General features: G+C 70.7%; 12 protein-coding genes and 1 pseudogene. 6 read left to right on the top strand and 7 right to left on the bottom strand.

The features are described 5' to 3' along the window. Positions 1-387: 387 nt before the first annotated feature. A pseudogene (locus ACFV04_RS38300) lies at positions 388-1,268 on the top strand (IS5 family transposase); the annotation flags it as partial. A gap of 53 nt (positions 1,269-1,321) precedes the next feature. On the opposite strand, the gene ACFV04_RS38295 reads toward ACFV04_RS38300, so the two are convergent. Beyond that, on the bottom strand, positions 1,322-1,708 hold the full coding sequence (locus ACFV04_RS38295; RefSeq protein ID WP_360262716.1) for a VOC family protein: 387 nt from the start codon (positions 1,706-1,708) through the stop codon (positions 1,322-1,324). A 543-nt stretch (positions 1,709-2,251) separates the two neighbouring features. Here ACFV04_RS38295 and ACFV04_RS38290 point away from each other — a divergent pair. Next, positions 2,252-2,614 carry a hypothetical protein gene (locus ACFV04_RS38290; protein WP_380341400.1) on the top strand — a complete coding sequence of 121 codons (363 nt, stop codon included), beginning with the start codon at positions 2,252-2,254 and terminating at the stop codon, positions 2,612-2,614. 611 nt (positions 2,615-3,225) lie between these two features. Then, a complete protein-coding gene (tpx, locus tag ACFV04_RS38285; protein ID WP_360262714.1) occupies positions 3,226-3,726 on the top strand; it encodes a thiol peroxidase in 501 nt (166 codons plus the stop codon). Positions 3,727-4,447: 721 nt separating this feature from the next. Here the strand turns inward: tpx and ACFV04_RS38280 are convergent. From ACFV04_RS38280 to ACFV04_RS38255, 6 genes are all read right to left on the bottom strand, one after another. Next, complete coding sequence (locus tag ACFV04_RS38280) at positions 4,448-5,455, bottom strand: transposase (protein ID WP_380535595.1); 1,008 nt, start codon at positions 5,453-5,455, stop codon at positions 4,448-4,450. Positions 5,456-5,459: 4 nt separating this feature from the next. Further along, complete coding sequence (gene ltrA / locus ACFV04_RS38275; RefSeq protein WP_380535593.1) at positions 5,460-6,926, bottom strand: group II intron reverse transcriptase/maturase; 1,467 nt, start codon at positions 6,924-6,926, stop codon at positions 5,460-5,462. Positions 6,927-7,445: 519 nt separating this feature from the next. Next, entirely contained in the window at positions 7,446-8,246 is an 801-nt protein-coding gene (locus ACFV04_RS38270; RefSeq protein WP_380535592.1) for an ISL3 family transposase, read from the bottom strand. Positions 8,247-8,909: 663 nt separating this feature from the next. Then, positions 8,910-9,665 (bottom strand): SDR family NAD(P)-dependent oxidoreductase, encoded by a 756-nt coding sequence (locus tag ACFV04_RS38265; RefSeq protein ID WP_380341408.1) that lies wholly within the window; start codon positions 9,663-9,665, stop codon positions 8,910-8,912. Further along, complete coding sequence (locus ACFV04_RS38260; protein WP_360262712.1) at positions 9,662-10,645, bottom strand: beta-ketoacyl-ACP synthase 3; 984 nt, start codon at positions 10,643-10,645, stop codon at positions 9,662-9,664. Before ACFV04_RS38260 ends, ACFV04_RS38265 begins: the two co-directional genes overlap by 4 nt. A gap of 31 nt (positions 10,646-10,676) precedes the next feature. Beyond that, positions 10,677-10,937 (bottom strand): hypothetical protein, encoded by a 261-nt coding sequence (locus ACFV04_RS38255; protein WP_360262711.1) that lies wholly within the window; start codon positions 10,935-10,937, stop codon positions 10,677-10,679. A gap of 1,332 nt (positions 10,938-12,269) precedes the next feature. Between ACFV04_RS38255 and ACFV04_RS38250 the strand changes: the two genes are divergently transcribed. The 3 genes from ACFV04_RS38250 (at position 12,270) to ACFV04_RS38240 (ending at position 18,766) form a co-directional block, all read left to right on the top strand. Next, positions 12,270-13,163 carry a class I SAM-dependent methyltransferase gene (locus tag ACFV04_RS38250; RefSeq protein ID WP_360262710.1) on the top strand — a complete coding sequence of 298 codons (894 nt, stop codon included), beginning with the start codon at positions 12,270-12,272 and terminating at the stop codon, positions 13,161-13,163. A gap of 51 nt (positions 13,164-13,214) precedes the next feature. Next, on the top strand, positions 13,215-14,915 hold the full coding sequence (locus ACFV04_RS38245; RefSeq protein ID WP_380535589.1) for a flavin-containing monooxygenase: 1,701 nt from the start codon (positions 13,215-13,217) through the stop codon (positions 14,913-14,915). 2,369 nt (positions 14,916-17,284) lie between these two features. Then, entirely contained in the window at positions 17,285-18,766 is a 1,482-nt protein-coding gene (locus ACFV04_RS38240; RefSeq protein WP_380341415.1) for an FAD-binding protein, read from the top strand. Positions 18,767-19,232: the final 466 nt, after the last annotated feature.

Below are 19,232 nucleotides of genomic sequence, written 5' to 3'. Positions count from 1 at the left end.
CCCGCCCCCGGGGGGGGGGGGGGGGCGCCCTGGCCCCGGCCGCGCCCTGTGCGTCACCGGCCGGCCGAGTCTGACATCCGGTGCCGGGCCGGCCCGGCCGGGCACGGCTCCCGTCTCGCCCGGGATCACGCGGCACCGGCCCACCCGGCCCACCCGGTCCGCACGGCCGCCCGCCGCCCGCCGCCCGCCTGTGCCGGCTCCGGCCGGGGGCGCGGCCCGGCCGCCCGTCTCGGCGGGACCCGCGGGCCCTGCCGAGACGCCGTCGCACATCACCCCTGCCCGCCCCGCCCCCCGGCTGAGGCTGAGGCTGAGAGAGTGTCGGGTGATTGATCAACTCCTTGGCGTGATGCGCCGGCGGTGATCTTCTCAGTCGAGGGGCGCGCGAAGATCACTGCCGTGTGCGTCTGTTCGTGCAAGCCGTCCCACGACTCGTCGTTGACGGATGCCCGGTGGGCGGTGATCGAGCCGTTGCCGCCGGAGCGGGATCCGCGCCACGGTGGCCGTCCGCTGAGGTTCCCTCGCCGCCCGGTCGTGGACACCGCGCGGTACGTGCTGGTCAGCGGATGTGCGTGGTGGCTGGTGCCGCACGACCTCGCCCCGTGGGACGCGGCGTACCGGTGGTTTCGTGCCGGGCCGGCGGACGGGACCCGGGACCGAGTCCACGACGTGCTGCGCGAGCGGGTCCGGGTGGGCGACGGGCGGGATCCGCAGCGGTGCTCGACTCGCAGCCGGCTCGCAGCCGCCAGGGCGGACAGGCGATCGGCTACGACGCGGGCAAGCGCGTGCGGGGCCGTCAACGGCATCTGCCGGTGGACGCCTGCGGGCTCGTGCTGCGGGCGGTCGTGCACTCGGTCTCCCTCCGGGACCTGGCGGGCGCGAAGCCGGTCCCGACCGGTATCCGTGAGCGGTTTCCGCAGGTCGGGCCGGTCCGGGCCGACGGCGGCTACGTCAACGTCGTCGACACCGGCCTGGTCGGCCGGGCGTCCGAGGGCGAGAACCCGGAGATCGTCGCGGTGCCGCGGAACGCGGATGTGAAAGGCTTCCGGGTGCCGCCCCGCAGGCGGATGGTCGAGCGGACATTCTCCCGGCCGGGCGGTGCAGACGGTCGGCACGGGACCACGGGCGCAAGACCGCGCACGCCGAAGCGATGATCAAGGTCGCCGTGATCCGGCTCATGGCCGCCCGCCTCGCCGGCGAGGAGACCGAACCGCGCGGCCCCATCGAGACCGGAGCAGCCCGCCCGTCTCGCCGACGACCTCAAGAACGAGCAGTCACCCGGTGACCCGACACTTTCCGAGGCTGCGGCTGTGGTGACGGCCCTTCAGTGGTACTGGGCGATCTGGATGAGGTTGCCGCAGGTGTCGTCCAGGACGGCGATGGTCACCGGTCCCAGTGCCGTCGGTTCCCGGGTGAAGCGCACCCCCAGCGCGCGCAGCCGCTCGTACTCGCCGTGCACGTCGTCCACGGCGAAGGAGGTGGCCGGGATCCCGTCGGCGGCCAGCGCCGCCACGTAGGCCTTGGCCGCGGGGTGGTGGTCGGGTTCCAGCAGCAGTTCGGTGCCCTCGGGCTGCTCGGGCGAGACGACGGTCAGCCAGCTGTGCCCGCCGAGGGGGACCTCGGTCTTCTTCACGAATCCCAGCACCTGGGTGTAGAAGCGCAGGGCCTTGTCCTGGTCGTCGACGAAGACGCTGGTCAGGTTGATCCTCACGGGGGCTCTCTCCTCCGGTGTACGGGCCCGGGACGGCGGCCGGGGCGGCGGCGCGCCCGGACGGCCCGGGGTTCGGTTTCGGCTCCGGCCTGGACCTGGGCCTGGGCCTGGGCTCCGGCCTGGACCTGGGCTCCGGCTTCGGCTTCGGCTTCGGCTTCGGCCGGTGGGACGGACGGGGACGGACCCGGGGCCCGGCCGCCGCGTGCGGGGCCCGCCGCGTCTGCCCCGTCAGGGCATCGTCCGTCACCGCCCGCCCCGGGCACGTCACGGCCCGCCCGACACACGGGAACGGCCCGGCCCGGGAACGGGAACGGCCCCGGCGGCGGCCCCGGGGCGGGGCGGCCCGGTGCGGGGCGGCCCGGTGCGGGCGTGGACGCACGGGACGGGCGGGGCCCTACAGGGCGGGCGGGGCCGTACGGGACAGGTGGGGTGCGACCCGCCGGAGGTTCACCCGCACGAGTGATTGTTACGCGGCGCGCACGCATGGACACTCACCGTATACGGAGGGCTCGTGGGGGCTCTCCCGTCGCGAGGGGAGCCGTCATGGCCGCAGCCGAGTCTTCCGCCTCCGGGGTGCCGCACATCGCGGACAGTTCACAGCCCGCCGACCAGGACCAGGGCCTCGCGGCGATCGGCGGCAACGTCGGCGCCGTGTGGCGGGGGTGGTGGACGTGGACCCCGGGCAACGGGACCTTCAACCTCCAGATCCCCTGGAACGTCATCGGGCCGGACTCGACGGTCGTCATCACGGCCTCCGAGATCAACGCCAACGGGGTCCGGTTCGTCGGCGCCGCGCCGTTCCAGGTGTCGAGCATCGCCCCCGGCAGCGGCGTGGTGACGTTCAAGATCAGCATCGGCTGGAGCAGCGCCCTGCCGATGCGCACCGACGTCCTGGTCTTCAACTGAACACCGGCCCGCGGCCGGCACCATGACGGCCGCACCGCCACCACCCGCCCCGCGGCGGCCCGGGTCCGCCCGGCCGCCGCGGGGCGCGTTCGCTCCCCCGGTCCGGGAGGCCACACCCCCGTCGGCGGCAGCCGGAGCGCCACGGGAGCGACGGGAAACCGGCGGAGCACCACGCGCCCCGCAGGACACGACCGGAGCACCACGGAACCCGCAGAACACCGGCGGAGCACCACGCGCCCCGCAGGACACAGCCGAAGGAGCGCAGGCCCCGCGGGACACAGCCGGAGCACCACGGAACCCGCAGAACACCGGCGGAGCACCACGCGCCCTGCAGAACACGGCCGAAGGAGCGCAGGCCCCGCAGAACACAGCCGGAGTGCCACGGGCCCTGCAGGACACAGCGGGGCGCGGCCGAAGGGGCGCGGGCCCTGCGGGGCGCGGCCGGCGCGAGGCGGGGCTGTCTTCGCCCCGGGCGACGGCGGGGTGTTCGTGGGCGTGGGTGCGCGGGCGGGCGGGGTGTCCGGCCGGTGGTCGCCCCGTGGGCGGGGCGGGGGGCGGGCAGTAGGATCGGCGGCGTTGCACACCCGTATACCGCTGGTAGGAGGCTTTTCATGGCTCAGGTCACGCTGAAGGGGAACCCGGTCGAGGTCGGCGGCGCGCTGCCGGTCTCGGGCAGCCGGGCTCCGTCGTTCACGCTGGTCGGCGCGGGGCTGGCGGACACCTCGCTGAAGGACTTCGCGGGCGCGCGCAAGGTCCTCAACATCTTCCCCAGTGTCGACACCCCCACCTGCGCGACGTCGGTGCGCACCTTCAACGCCCAGGCCGGCGCCCTGGACAACACCGTGGTGCTGTGCATCTCCGCCGACCTGCCGTTCGCGCAGGCCCGGTTCTGCGGCGCCGAGGGCCTGGACAACGTCAAGACGCTGTCCACGCTGCGCGGACGCGAGTTCCACGACGCCTACGGCGTGGCCATCAACTCCGGCCCGCTGGCGGGCCTGACCGCGCGCGCCGTGGTCGTCCTGGACGAGAACGACACCGTCCTGCACACCGAGCTCGTCGCCGAGATCGCCGACGAGCCGGACTACGAGGCCGCGCTCGCCGTCCTGGCCTGACCCGCCCCACGCGCCGCCACCCGCGCGTGCACACGGCGGCCCCGCCGTCTCCCCTCCCGGCCCGGCCGGGACCGGAAGACAGACGACGGGGCCGCCGCCGCATTTGCGCCCCCGCTGCGCCCCGTTCCGCCCCCGTTCCGCCCCCGTTCCGCCCGCAGTCTCCCCGGCATCGGCGACGGCACCCCGCGCGGCTTTGTTCACGTGAGAACGGGTTCTGGCACGAGTTCTGTGGTGCGGTCGTGGTCGACAACACAGGGTGACCTTCTGGTTCTGGTCGCACGGCAGGCCGGCTGGTTGGATGGCGACGGTTTGCTGTGGACGGGAGGGATACGAGAGTGCTGATCGTTTTCAGATGTCGGCAGTGTGATGCTGCCTTGTCGAATCCGCTGGAACGACGTGAGTGGAAGCCTCTCCCGCGAGTGAAGGGGAGAGAGCACTACACCCATGGCCCATCGACGGTGGCGGTAGGTTCAGTCGCTGCTGACCCGGATCCTTATGTTCCCGCTGGCGCGATTGCGACCTGGGTGATCAACCCGCTGGACGGCGTGCAGTTGCGGCCTCATACGGACCCGGCTCGGCTTTACGGGTGCTGCAGGCGGGATGGAATCAATGGCCCGAACCTGCTGTGCGCCTGTTGCGACAGCGAGGTTGGCATCGAGATCTCAGATTGCTGGACCGAATACGACATCCGGCTGTTGAGCTCGGCGGTATCTGTGGGACCTCACCGCTGACCAGCGGGGCGGAGAAGCCAGCACAACAGCAGAACGCGCTTGCGGAGGAGCTGGAAGCCCGCCCGGCCGTACATCTGGCGTTTGAGCATCTTGATGCGGTTGACGTGTCCTTCGACGACGCCTGAGTTCCAGGGGAGGGTGAGGCCGGCGATGACGGCGTCGCGGTCGCGGTCGATGCCGGCGGCGAGGGTGTGGAGGCTGGGCAGGTCGTCCTGCCGGACCGCGTTGAGCCACTCTGGCAGGCGCTCGCCGTGGCGCTCGGTGAGCATGGCTGCGAAGGAGCGGACGTGTCGGGTGAGGGCGTCCAGTTCGGGGCACTTGGTCAAAACTGTCTTGAGCTGCAACTGCTCGGACTCGGCCAGGGATTCGGGTCGGCGGAGGATCCAGCTGGTCACCGTCCGGGGTGAGGGCGGCCGTGCGGTGACGGGTCGTGGTGACGTGCGTTTCCGGAAGATGTAGGCGCGGACCGTCTGGTAGCTGCCCAGGTAGCCGAGCGGCACGATCTCCTCCCACAGCTTCCAGGCGTTGGTGCAGCCCTCGATCCAGCGGTTGTCCAGGTACGGCTTGTACTCGTCGAGCTCGGAGAGCCGGTTCTGCCATTGGCCGGTGAAGAGCTCTTCCGGGCGCGTGGCGTCGGCGAGGCGCTTGACCGTTCCGTAGGTCATGCCCAGCTGGCGTTGGATCGAGCGCCTGCTGTGGCCGGCCTCCAAGAGCGCGTGGACGGTGGCGTGCCGGGTCCGGATGCGGTCGGCGAAACGGTGGCCGGTCGGCCATGGTGAGCTGGCCGTCTCCTCGACCATGGCGGTGGCTGCCTCGGGCTCGGGCGTCTCGGGGGTCAGGGTCTGAAGACAGCGGCGGTGCTGGGCGACGCTTCGCTCAGCGGCCTCGCTGAGGTTGTCGGGTCGGGCCCGGGCGCGGTTCCTGGATTGCTCCAGGCCCGTTTCCCGGACCCGCCCGCCGAACCCGGCGTGCCCATTACTGAGCACCGGGCTCTCCACGAGATCACGCTGCTGGGATCGGCTCGGTCAGAGCGTCCGGCCAGGGAGAGGGGATGCTGTTGCCTCGGTAGCGGTAGCGGGTGACCGGCACCGTTGCGAGGTTGAACAGTTCGATCCCTTCCATGCAGATCGCTCCCCATCCTTGCGGAGTTCGGAGCCATCGCCGGATGGCCTTCCACGTCATGCGGTTGCGGTGCATCACCCAGTGCACGACCCTCCACCAGACGAAGGTGGCGAGGCGCGACAGGGTGTGCTTGGCGACCGCGTGCTTGAAGTAGTTGGCCCAGCCGCGCTGGATCTGGTTGATACGGATCAGCGCGACCCTGTAATCGAGATGCGACAACCTGAGGGTCAGTGACTTGATCTTCCGTTTCAGCGCCTGGACCGGCTTGTCGGCGATGAAGGTGTAGACGTACCACTTGTCCGTTCCCCGTTTTCGGTTCCACACGATGCGGAACCCGAGGAAGTCGAACCCGTCGGCCAGGTGGACGATCCGGGTCTTCGGCGGCGACAGGGACAGCCCCATCGTCGCCAAGACCTCACTCACCTGCGTGCGAAGCTCCTCGACGTGCTCTCTGGTCCCGTGGACCATGACGACGAAGTCGTCCGCGTAGCGGACAAGTCGCCAGGTGCCCAGGCCATGTTGCCGTCGTCGTTCGCGGTCCCGCCGGGTCGCCATCGTGTTCGTCCACTGCTCGGCGGCGAAGTCGTCGAGCACGGACAGGGCGATGTTGGCCAGCAGGGGTGAGAGGATCCCTCCCTGGGGTGTCCCGGAGGTGGTTTCGTTCCGTTCGCCGAGCTCGGTCATGATCCCGGCTTTGAGGAACGACTTCACCAACGCAAGCACCCGCTTGTCCTTCAGCCGCATCCGGACGCGACCCATCAGGGCCGTGTGGTCGATGCGGTCGAAGCACGCCTCGATGTCAGCGTCCAGCACCCAGCGATAGCCCTGGGTGCCGAACAGGTGAATCTCGGCGATCGCGTCGTGCGCACGCCGGTTGGGCCGGAACCCGTACGAGCACGGACGGAAGTCCACCTCGAAAATGGGCTCCAGAACCAGTTTCAGCGCGGCCTGGACCACCCGGTCCGCGATGGTCGGGATCCCCAGGCGCCGCAGTTTCCCGCCCGCCTTGGGGATCATCCGCTCACGCACCGGCATTGGCCGAAAGAGCCCTGCCCTCAACTGCGAGCGGATCCGGCCCAAGTACGCTTCCACCCCGAATGCCTGCACGTGGTCGGCTCGAAGGCCGTCCACGCCCGCAGTCCGGGCTCCGGTGTTGCCTGCGACCCGAGCAAACGCCACCACCAAAGTGGCCGGGTCACATACGAAGTTGAACACATCGTCGAACCGGAAGCCGTGATCGGCAACCGCCCAACGGTGCAGTTTGACCTGCATCCTCCGTACCCGTAGCTCAGCGGACTCAGCCTCCGGCCACGCGACCGGGGCATCCACCCCGGTGTCTTCAGACATTGCAGTACCTCCCTTGCAATCTCGCTGCCGTCCTTCGCCATGTGGCCGGCTTTCCCGGCCTCGGACTACTACGACGGCTCCGCCCCTTACCCGGCCTGCTCAGCAGACGATGTGCCCAGCCCTTATCAACCGCGCTGGCGGCGCGGGCGACGGGCGAGACCGGGAAGGTTCCCGTGTTCACCAATCGATCGATCGACGAAGTAGGCACCCGGCTATACCCCCGCGGCATCGCCATGGCTACCCCGCAGCACTTCACCATGGCCTCCCGAGCCAGCTGGAACAGACCACCCAGGAGTTCCCCGCCCCACCAACAGTGGGACGGGTGCGCGCCGCTACCAGCCCAGATCTGCCAGGTTCGAGCTGGCGGCACCTTAGGAGGCTTCACGCACCGGTTCCTCTCGTATACCTCTTCGTCTTGCTCGCCGGACCCGCACCATCTGACAGTGCTGGCGCGTCCCGGCTTCGTCAGGGCCGCTTGCCACCCTCCCCGGCATCTCCCAGGTCAGGCTGCCCCCAGCTTCACCGCCCTGCTGCGACAGGACAGCGGCGAAGGTCTCCCACCTCCACTCGATCAATCGGCGCCTCACGGCGCACGTGCCACGGGTGCCAGCGGTCCGCGACCTGCACGGCTTGGGGCGCTCCGACGGTGGCACCCTCGGCGAAGAACGGGGCGCGGTCGCGGCAGACGACCTCGATGCCCGGTCGCTCGGCCAGCCATGCTGCCAGGCTGGACGCCTCCCGGTCGGGCAGGAGGTCCACCGGTCGGCGGGTCTCGGCGTCGACCAGCACCGTCCCGTAGGTGTGGCCTTTGCGCGTCGCGTACTCGTCGACGCCCACTACCCGCGGGGTCGGCGGCTGCGGATCGGGAGGCTCCTCGACCAGCCGCAGCACCGTGCTCCGGCTCACCGACACCCCGAACACCTCGGCCAACCGGGCGCCGGCCCGCCCGGCCATCGCCAGGCCGACCGAAGCGAGCGTCGACCGCAACCGCTCCGTCCAGCGGCCGTGGCGCCGCGTCAGCCCGACAATCTGCTCGACGAAGGTTCGCCGCCCGCACGACGAGTTCCCGCACACGAAGCGCCGCACCCTCAGGCTCAGCCGAACCCGCCCCCCCCCCCCGACCGGCCCGTCGACAGGAAAACGCAGGTAGGAACTGTGGACTCGGGTCGACCAGCTCCCGCACCCCGGACAACTGTGCCCCGCCGCCGAGGACTTGACCTCCACGTTCACCGAATCGACGTTCACGTCGACCGACAGCACCGCGACGCCCGCGACCGACGGAAACAGCAACCCCTCCAGCCGGGGCACCAGATCGTCCACGGTCCCGCACCGTCGGCCACCGCGGCCCGAACTCGGGCGAATTCCGGGCAACTTCACGACGCCCACCGCATCGTTTGATCGTCACTCACCGTGTGCAGACCACGGAAGTTGAGCCGGAACCCGAGAACGGGCAGCAGATGCTCACCATTTCGGGAGACACCTCAGCGGGCCGGTCATCGACCGGAGAGAGGTCCGGACGGCCTGCCCGCTTCCCGAGAGGCGAACACCGGGCCCGTCGGTGACGGCATGCGGATGGTGTCCCGCCGTATGCCGGACCGGCTCCTCAGGAGGCGGGCGGGTCCCCCTGCACGACTACGGCCCCGGTGCCGCCGGCGGCACCGGCCACCCTGCCGTCGGCCTCCGCCACGAGCGCCCCGTCACCGCCCGCCCCGAAGGCGGCGTCGAAGCCGCCGGTCTCCACACCCTTGCCGCCCTTGACGTGTGTGGGGGGTGCTTTCGCCGGTGTTCCCCGGGTCTTTGGCACGCCCCGCCGCCGCCCCCGGGCAACGGGTGCGCCCCCGCACCCCGGCCGGTGGGCCGAGGGGCGGGGGCGCGGTGTCCCCGGGACCCCCCGGGGGGCGGCGGCGGGCCCGCGCGGGCGCGGGCCCGCACCGGCCCCGGGAAGGGGACGGGAACGGGGGGGCGGGCCGGGCCGGGCCGGGGTCAGGTGATGGAGGCGCCGGAGTCGATGCTGATGACCTGCCCGGTCATGCAGTCCTGGTCGAGGAACAGGGTGATCGAGCGGGCGACCTCGCGCGGGGTGACGAAACGCGGCACGGGGACCTTGTCGCGCATCCCGGCGACGACGTGCTCGGGCAGGGTGTCCGTCATCCCCGTGATCATGAAACCGGGCGAGAGGGCGTTGACCGTCACCCCCCGGCGCCCGCACTCCGCCGCCAGGGTCCGGGTCAGACCGATCAGCCCGGCCTTGGACGCGGAGTAGGCGGTCTGACCGGCGGTGGCGATCAGCGCGGACGGCGACACGATGTTGACGATCCGGCCCCAGCGCGCCCGCAGCATCGCCGGCACGCACACCCGCGCCGTGTGGAAGGAACCCACCAGGTTGGTGTCGATCACCTGCCGCCACTGCACCGGGTCCTGCATCGCCATCAGCGCGTCCTTGCGGACGGCACCGTTGTTGACGAGCACGTCCACCGGGCCCAGCGCCGCCGTGACCTGCTCGTACATCGCGGTGACCGCCTCGAAGTCCGCGACGTCACCGGTGACCATGACATGGTCGTTGACCAGCTGCGCGCAGGTCTTCTCCGCGCCCTGGCGGGAACTGTTGTAGTGGACCGCGACACGACACCCGGCCGCGTCCAGGGCCAGCGCCAGTTCACTGCCCAGCCCCCCCGACGCGCCGGTGACCAGCGCCACCGGCGACACCGGACGGACCCCGAAGGCGTCCTTGCCGCTCACCGCGCCCCTCCCCACGTCATCAGGACCGAACCCCACGTCATGCCCGCACCGAAACCGGCCAGCAGCACCGTGTCCCCATCCTTGATCCGCCCCGCGTCCAGCGCCTCCGCCAACGCGATCGGGATCGACCCCGAAGCGGTGTTGCCGTACCGCTCCAGGTTGGTGACCAGACGGTCCGCGGGGATCCCCGTGTGCGCGAGCACCGAGTTGATGATCCGGATGTTCGCCTGGTGCGGCACGACGTGATCGACGTCCGCAGCGGTGATCTTCGCCTGCTCCAGCGTCTCGCGGATCGTACGCACCGTGTAGCGCACGGCATTGAGGTAGATCTCGTTGCCGTTGATCTGCGCGTAGTGCAGACCCTGCTCCACCGTCTGCGCCGTGGTGGGCATCCGCGAACCGCCCGCCAGGACCTTCAGACTGTTCTTGCACGAGCCGTCCGCACCCAGGTTCCACGCCCGGATCCGGTCCACCGGACCCGGCGCCAGCACCACCGCACCCGCACCGTCACCGACCAGGATCGACAGGTCCCGGTCGGCGGGGTTCGCGGTCTGGGTGTGCGTGTCCGAGCCGATCACCAGGATCGGCCGCGGATCCATCCGCAGCAGACCCGCCGCCGTCACCAGCGCATACACGAAACCGGCACACTCGGAATTCACGTCGTGCGCACTGCCCGCGATACCCAGCTCGTCATGGACGAACGCCGACGTCGCCGGCGAGGGCTGCTCCGGAGTGGCCGTCGCCACGATCAGGTGCGCGATGTCCGCACCCGTCAGGCCCGCCCGCTCGAGAGCCCGGCGCCCGGCCTCCACCGCCATCGACGCCGTGGTCTGCCCCGGCCCGACCGCCCGGCGCTCACGGATCCCGCACCGCGAGACGATCCAGTGCTCGTCGACACCGAAACGCTGCGCGAGCTCGGCACTGGTCACCACCCGCTCGGGCACCGACATCCCCCAGCCGGTGACGTCGAAACCGCTCATCACCCGCCCCCTCTCTCCCCGCCCCGGGGCCTCAGTTGGCCTCGGCCGGGACGAGCGCCAGGATCCGCTCGTGCACCACCCGCAGCGTCGTGGTGTCGTCGATGTCCGCGAACAGCGACTCGTCGGCCGGAATGTGCGGGTACTGGTTCTGGAACCCGTACAGCCACTCCATCAGGTCCAGCGAGTCCACGTCCGCGATGTGCTGCAACGCCGCGTCCGCGTCGATCTCGTGCGCACCGGAGACCGCCTGCAGCTGCTGCGCCAGGTCCTCGATGGTGGGGATCTGCGACATGGGTGATCGTTTCCTCTCCTCGCCCGGCCCCGGGAACACCGGGACGGACGGCTGTCAACGCGTCGAATGGGAACAACGAACAGGGGTGGAACGGCCGGACCACCCGCGACCGGCGAACCGGCCCACGGACAAACGCCCGGGACGACACCCCAGGACCGCAACCCCCCGCCCCGGCCGGCCACGGGCGGCAACCCGCCCGGACCCCCGCACCCCGCCCCCGGCCGGACCGCACCCCGCCACCCCCTCCACACCCCGCCCCGCGCCCCCACCGGCCCCACACACCGTCACACCCGACACACGGGCACCACGAGGACCGGAAAATCACAGGAACACACAACGAGAACACCGGAAGAAAGACAACGACGGACGGACCGGAAAACCAGGAACACGGGAACGACGCACCGCCCCCCACCCCGCACACAAAAACGAGACAGGAGAAACAGCACAAGCCCGGACAAGCACCACCCCGCCGACGAAACGAAAGGGAAGCGACCCGGCCGTGGGGGCCGCGTGTCTTGTCGAACCGCATGAAACCCGCGCCCGCGCAAACGCCCCGCAACCCCCCACACCCCCACCCCCTTGCGCACCGCTTGCGAGACACACGCTTACCTGACCCACAACACACCGCACCCGCACGCACACCGGCCCAACGCCACACCGCCACGACAACGCGGCCCACCACCGCACCCGAACACGGCACCGCACGCGAACGGCCGGACGCACATCACCGGCACCGCACCGCACCGCACCGCACCGCAAACAAGCACGGACCCACGGCACTCGTACGACCCCAGGGCCGCACACACGCCGCCGGCACCACACCGCGGTCCACCACCGCACACCAGCACAGCACGGCATCACGGCACGCGAGCACAGCACCGCACGCAAGCGGCCGGACGCACGTCACCGGCACCACACCGCGGTCCACCACCGCAACGAGCACGGCACGGCATCACGGCACGCGAGCACAGCACGGCACGGCACGGCATCACGGCACGCGGGCACGGCACCGCACGCGAGCGGCCGGGCGCACGTCACCGGCACCGCACCGCACGGCACGGCCGAGCACGAGCCGCCCCGCACCGGAGGCGGCCCCGCACCGCACCGCGCCTACGGGCCGGTGCCCGCACGGCACGGCACGGCGCCTACGGGCCGGTGCCCGCACACCGCGGCCGGCCCGCCGGGCCACCGCCCGCACACCGCACCACCACCACCCGCCGTACCCGCCGTACCCGCACCGCCCGCACCACCGGCGCCCGCGTGTGGCACACCACGCGCACGCCCGCTGCCCGGTCCGATTCCCATTCCACCACCACCGAGGGGCCCCATCCCATGACCACCGTCGAAGCCCGCTCCATCAACCCCGACGTCGAGGCCATCCGCCACCACTACGAGGTCCCCAACGAGCTCTACCGGCTCATCCTGGGCCCGACCATGATGTACTCCGGCGGCTACTGGGAGGACGGCGAGGACCTCGTCGCCGTCCTGGACGAGGCCCAGGAACGCAAGCTCGACGCCTTCACCGACCTCGCCCGCGCCGCCGGCACCGCCAAGGTCCTGGACGTCGGCTGCGGCTGGGGCACCATGCTCAACCGCCTCACCACCGTCCACGGCGTCAAGCGCGCCGTCGGCGTCACCCTCTCCCGCACCCAGTCCGACTTCGTCCACGCCCTGGGCAACCCCGCCATCGAAGCCCGCGTCGAAAGCTGGGAGGACCACCGCCTCGCCGAGGGCGAGGACGCCTACGACGCCGCGTTCTGCATCAACGCCCTCGAACACTTCGTGCTCTCCTCCCTCACCCCCAAGGAGCGCACCCAGCGCTACCGCGTCTTCTTCAAGCAGATCCACTCCCTCCTCAAGCCCGGCGCCCGCTTCGTCCTGCACACCATGACCGTCGAGAACCCCCCGCTGCGCCGCCAGCTCCTGGACGACCTGAAGTTCCTCCAGCGCGAGGAGTTCGAGGGCTGCCACATCCCGCGCCTGCCCGAACTCGCCTCCGGCCTCGACGGCCTCTTCGAGGTCACCGAGATCCGCAACGAGCCCGAGTCGTTCGCCCGCGCCTGCCGCGCCTGGCTCGAACTCCTCGCCGCCCGCCGCGACGAAGCCGTCACCATGACCGACGAAACCACCGTCGCCCGCTTCGAGCGCTACCTCGACATCTTCGCCTACACCCTCGAAGACCACATCTTCAACAACTTCCGCGTCACCCTCACCCGCCGCGCCTGACCCACCGGCACACAGGACCCCTCAGCCACCGCAGAAGAGGACACCGACGCCATGACCACCACCCCCGCCCCCGACCGCACCACCGGCACCGGCACCACCCCCGGCGCCAAGGCCACCACGGCCACCACCGCCCCCGCCCCGGCGGCGGGGGCCACCCCCACCACCCCCACCACCACCGGCACCGGCACCACCACGGCCACCGGCACCGGCACCACCACGGCCACCGGCACCGGCACCACGGCCGCCACCGCCGCCGCCGGCACCGGCGACCTCGCCGTACGCCACCTCAAAGTCGCCGTCATCGGCGCCGGCATCTCCGGCCTGGGCACCGCCGTCAACCTCCTGCGCGCCGGCATCGACGACTTCCTCGTCTTCGAACGCGCCACCGACCTCGGCGGCACCTGGCGCGACAACACCTACCCCGGCTGCGCCTGCGACGTCCAGGCCCACCTCTACTCCTTCTCCTTCGCCCGCAACCCCGAGTGGAAATCCACCTTCGCCACCCAGGCCGAAGTCCACGCCTACCTCAAGGACTGCGCCACCCGCCACGGCGTCGACCCCCACCTGCGCTACGGCCACGAACTCCTCGACGCCCGCTGGGACGACACCCACCACCACTGGAAACTCCACACCAGCCACGGCCGCTACACCGCCCAGGTCCTCGTCACCGGCACCGGCTACCTCTCCGACCCCGCCACACCCGACCTGCCCGGCCTCGACACCTTCACCGGCACCGTCTTCCACTCCTCCCGCTGGCGCCACGACCACGACCTCACCGGCCGCAACATCGCCGTCATCGGCACCGGCGCCTCCGCCATCCAGTTCGTCCCCAAGATCCAGCCCCAGGTCGCCCACCTCGACCTCTACCAGCGCACACCCCCCTGGGTCGCCGCCAAACCCGACAAACCCAACACCACCCGCCACACCTGGATGCTGCGCCACCTCCCCGGCTACCAGCGCTTCCGCCGCGCCTTCAACAAACACGGCCGCGAAATCGTCGCGTTCTTCATGTCCCGCCCCTCCCGCACCACCGGCATGAAGAACATGGCCGCCGGCCACCTCAAGAAAAGCGTCAAAGACCCCGCCCTGCGCCAACGCCTCACCCCCGACTACACCGTCGGCTGCAAACGCCTCCTCTTCTCCAACACCTGGTACCCCGCCATCCAGCAACCCAACGTCGACATCGTCTCCGACACCATCACCGCCATCGGCCCCACCCACATCACCACCGCCGACGGCACCCGACGCGACATCGACACCATCATCCTCGCCACCGGCTTCACCGCCACCGACCGCCCCGTCGCCCGCCTCATCCACGGCCGCGACGGCACCACCCTCGCCGACACCTGGCACACCACCGGCATGACCGCCCACCGCGGCACCACCATCCACGGCTTCCCCAACCTCTTCATGATCCTGGGACCCAACACCACCCTCGGCCACTCCTCCCAGACCGTCATGATCGAAGCCCAGATCACCTACATCCTCGCCGCACTCAAAACCCTCGACACCCACCACCTCACCACCCTCGAAGTCCGCGAAGAAGCCCAGACCACCTACAACACCACCCTCCAGAACCGCCTCAAGAACACCGTCTGGAACACCGGCGGCTGCACCAGCTGGTACACCGACACCAAAGGCAACAACCCCTCCATCTGGCCCACCTACACCTGGCGCTTCAACCGCCAGACCCGCCACCTCGACATCACCAACTACCAGACCACCACCCACACCAACCACACCAACCCCTAACCCCCCACCAGCCCACGAACCACGAGCCACGCCACCCCCCGGGCCACGGATTACTGGTCAGGCCACGGACCGGACCACGCACCCGGGCCACGGACCACGGGTCAGGCCACAGACCACGGACCACGGACCGGGTTACGGGCCACGGACCACGGGTCAGGCCACGGACCACGGACCGGGTTACGGGCCACGGACCACGGGTCAGGCCACGGACCACGGACCGGGTTACGGGCACGGACCGGAACCCACGGCCGGCCCGGACCCAACAGACCCACGGACCGGCCCCGGGCTACGGACCACGGATCCGGCTACGGAACACCGGCCGGGCCACCGACCAGGCCACGGGTCACGGGCCGGGTTACGGGTTCGGGCCACGGACCGAGCAACGAACCGGGTCACGGGACACCGGCCGGGCCACCGACCAGGCCACGAGTCACGGGCCGGGTTACGGGTTCGGGCCACGGACCGAGCTGCAGGCCACGGACTGGGCTGCGGACCGGAGACCACGGGCCCGGAACCCTACAAGCCCACTTACGGGCCACAGGCTACGGACCAAGCCGCGGGCTGCGACCCACGGCCGACCCGGAACCCAACAAACCCACAGACCGGCCCCGGGCTACGGACCAGGTCACGGGACACAAGCCGGGCCACCGACCAGGCCACGGGCCGCATTGCGGGCCACAGGCTACGGACCAAGCCGCGGGCTGCGACCCACGGCCGACCCGGAACCCAACAAACCCACAGACCGGGCCTGGGACACGGGCCGGGCCACGGGTCACGGGTCACGGGTTACGGACCGGGTCACGGGTTACGGGTTACGGGCCGCAGACCACGGCCGGCCCGGGACCAGCGGACCACGGACCGGAAAGGCCACCAGGCCCACACGCCAGAGGAAGTACCGGACCACGGGCCGCAGACCAGGCCATGAGCCACGGACCGGGCTACAGGTCACGGGTTCGGGGTTCGGGGTTCGGGGTTCGGGGTTCGGGTCACAGGCCGCAGACCACGGCCGGCCCGGAACCAGCGGACCACGGACCGGGAAGAGCCACCAGGCCCACACGCCAAAGGAAGTACCCGGCCACAGGCCACGGGAAGTACCGGACCCACAACCCCGGGAAACCCGGAAGGTCACAGGACCAACACACCCGGAACCCCGGCAGCACAAAGGCCAGCCCGAAGACCAGCGGCAACAGGGGCAACAGGGAAGCACAGCAGGCACACAGCGGAACCAGGACGGACCGGGACAGGCCCACGAACACGCCTCACCGGACCACCCACCCACACCACCCGCACCACCACGGCACCGAGCACCACCACGGCCCGCCGCCCGACCCCCCGGGCGGCGGCCCGCCAAACCCGCACCCCCCGAACGACACCACCCCGCACCACCCCGGGCGAACAACCCGCCGCACTCACGAACCCGCGGCCACCCGCCCACCACAGGCCCGCCACCGCACCACACCCAGGCACCCCGCCACCACACCACCCCGGGCCCCGCACCAACACCCGGACCACAACCGAAAACCAGCCCACACCGCCCCCCGCCCCCCGCCCCCCGCCGGCCAACGAACACAAACCGCAGACGGGTTCAGGCCCACACCCCAGGACCGCACCACCCGGACACCCACCGAACACCCACCCCCGAACGGCCGGACATCAGCCCCACCCGCCACACCCCCGAACCACAGGCCGGCCCCCGCACACCCCCCGGACACACCGGCCACCGCACCACCCCGGGCCCCGCACCGACACCCGGCCCACGCCTTACCCCGCACCACCCCGCACCACCAACGAACACCAACCGCAGACCTGTTCAGGACCGCACCACCCCGGAACCCACCGGACACCCACCCCCGAACGGCCGGACATCAAACCCCACACCCGGCCAGCCCCACCCCCGAACCACACCCCACAACTTCACACCCGTTCAAACGCCACCACCCACACCATCACGGCGACCGAACACCCCCACAACGCCCGCCCCCACCACACCAGGGGACCGCGGGCCACCCCCACACCCCCACACAACCCCACCCGCCCCACCACCCCAGCCCCAACCCCAGCCCCGGCCCCGGACCCGGCCCCGGACCACCCGAACCGAACCGAACCACCGGACCCAGCGGCCGCACCGAACCCCCGAACCGAACCACCGCACCGGTCACCGCACCGAGCACCCGACCCTGCCCCGACCGGACCGGCCAGGGCAGCCACGGCAGCCACGGCAGCCAGGGCGTCCACGGCAGCCAGGCCGGCCAGGGCGTCCACGGCAGCCAAGGCGTCCACGGCAGCCAGGCGGCCAGGGGCAGCTGTGACAGGGCACCCCGCACACCGACCACCCACACCCGCACACCGACCAGGGAGACCCACCCCCAATGAACCGACCCGCACTCTCCAGGCGCGCCCTACTCACCGGCGCCGCCGCCACCGTCATCGGCTACAACACCACCACCCGCTCCTGGGCCACCACCGACGACCCCACCACCAACCGCGTCATCCCCGTCCCCACCCTCCAGGGCACCCTCACCACCAACCCCGCCACCCGCACCGCCTACGCCCAGGACTTCGGCCGCCTCACCACCACCACCCCCTACGCCGTCCTCAACCCCGCCGGCCCCCAAGACATCGCCACCATCATCAACTTCGCCCGCCGCCACAACCTCAAAGTCGCCATGAACGGCCAAAGCGGCACCGGCACCGACCTCGAATCACACTCCAACTACGGCCAAGCCGGCGCCCCCGGCGGCATCGCCATCAACGCCCGCGCCCTCAACCGCATCCACACCATCACCCCCACCAACGCCACCGTCGACGCCGGCGTCACCTGGGCCCAACTCACCGAAGCCACCCTCGCCCAAGGCCTCACACCCCCCTGCCTCACCGACTACCTCCACCTCTCCATCGGCGGCACCATCAGCATCGGCGGCATCGGCTCCACCGTCCACAAACACGGCCTCCAAGCCGACACCGTCGAATCCATCGACATCGTCACCGGCACCGGCCGCATCCTCACCGCCACCCCCACCCAAAACACCGAACTCTTCCACACCGCCCTCGCCGGCGCCGGACAAGTCGGCATCATCACCCGCGCCACCCTCAAACTCATCCCCGCCCCCGAACGCGCCCTCGTCTTCACCCTCTACTACGACAACCTCACCACCTACCTCACCGACCAACAAACCCTCCTCAACGACGGCCGCTTCCCCTCCCAAGTCGGCGAAATCCTCATCCAACCCAACAACCAACCCCCCCGCTACAAAATCGAAGCCGTCGCCCACTACAACGGCACCACACCCCCCAACCCCACCCCCCTCCTCACCGGCCTCAACCCCAACCCCACCGAAACCACCATCACCGACACCACCTACCGCGAATACACCTACCGCGCCGACACCTTCGCCGACACCATCAAAAACCTCGGCTACTGGAACGCCCCCAAACCCTGGCTCTCCCTCTTCCTCCCCGCCACCCAAACCCACACCTTCCTCACCGAAACCCTCCCCCAACTCACCCCCGACGACATCGGCCAAGGCCTCCTCCTCTGCTACCCCTTCCACACCAACAAAATCACCCACCCCCTCGCCATCACCCCCAACGAACCCACCGCCTACCTCTTCGACCTCCTCGCCTTCCCCCACCCCGACACCAACCCCACCCCCGCCCTCACCCGCAACCGCAACCTCTACAACCGCGCCGTCCAACTCGGCGCAAAACGCTACCTCGTCGGCGCCATCCCCCACATGACCCCCACCGACTGGCAAACCCACTACGGCCCCCAATGGACCACCCTCACCACCACCAAAAACCACCACGACCCCACCCACACCCTCACCCCCGGCCAAAACATCTTCCCCTAACCCCAAACACCCCCCACCACAACCAAAACCCGGACACCACCCCGGACACCAAACCCCGAACAACCGCAAGACACCACCAAACCCCGAAACACCACCCCAGAAACACCCCCCCGGGGACACCACCCCGAAACACCACCAAACCCCAGGACTCCCTCACCCCCGGGACACCACCAAAACCCCGAAACAGCACCACCCCCGGACACCACCAAAACCCCGGGACAGCACCAAAACCCCGGGACGGCACCAAACCCCGGGACTTCCCCACCACATAACACATACACAAACCCACACCACCAACAAACAACAGGAACCCGCCGGAAACCGGAACCCCCAACCACCACAATCCACAACCCACAACCCGCAGCCCGCAGCCCGCAGCCCGCAGCCCGCAGCCCGCAGCCCGCAGCAACCGAAAACAAAAAAGGGGGGCCCGGCAAAAACCGAACCCCCACCCCGACAACACCCG

Source organism: Kitasatospora sp. NPDC059599, assembly GCF_042735125.1.
GTDB lineage: Bacteria > Actinomycetota > Actinomycetes > Streptomycetales > Streptomycetaceae > Kitasatospora.
The sequence above is the reverse complement of the archived record's forward strand: the minus strand, read 5'-3'. Positions and strand labels throughout refer to the sequence as shown.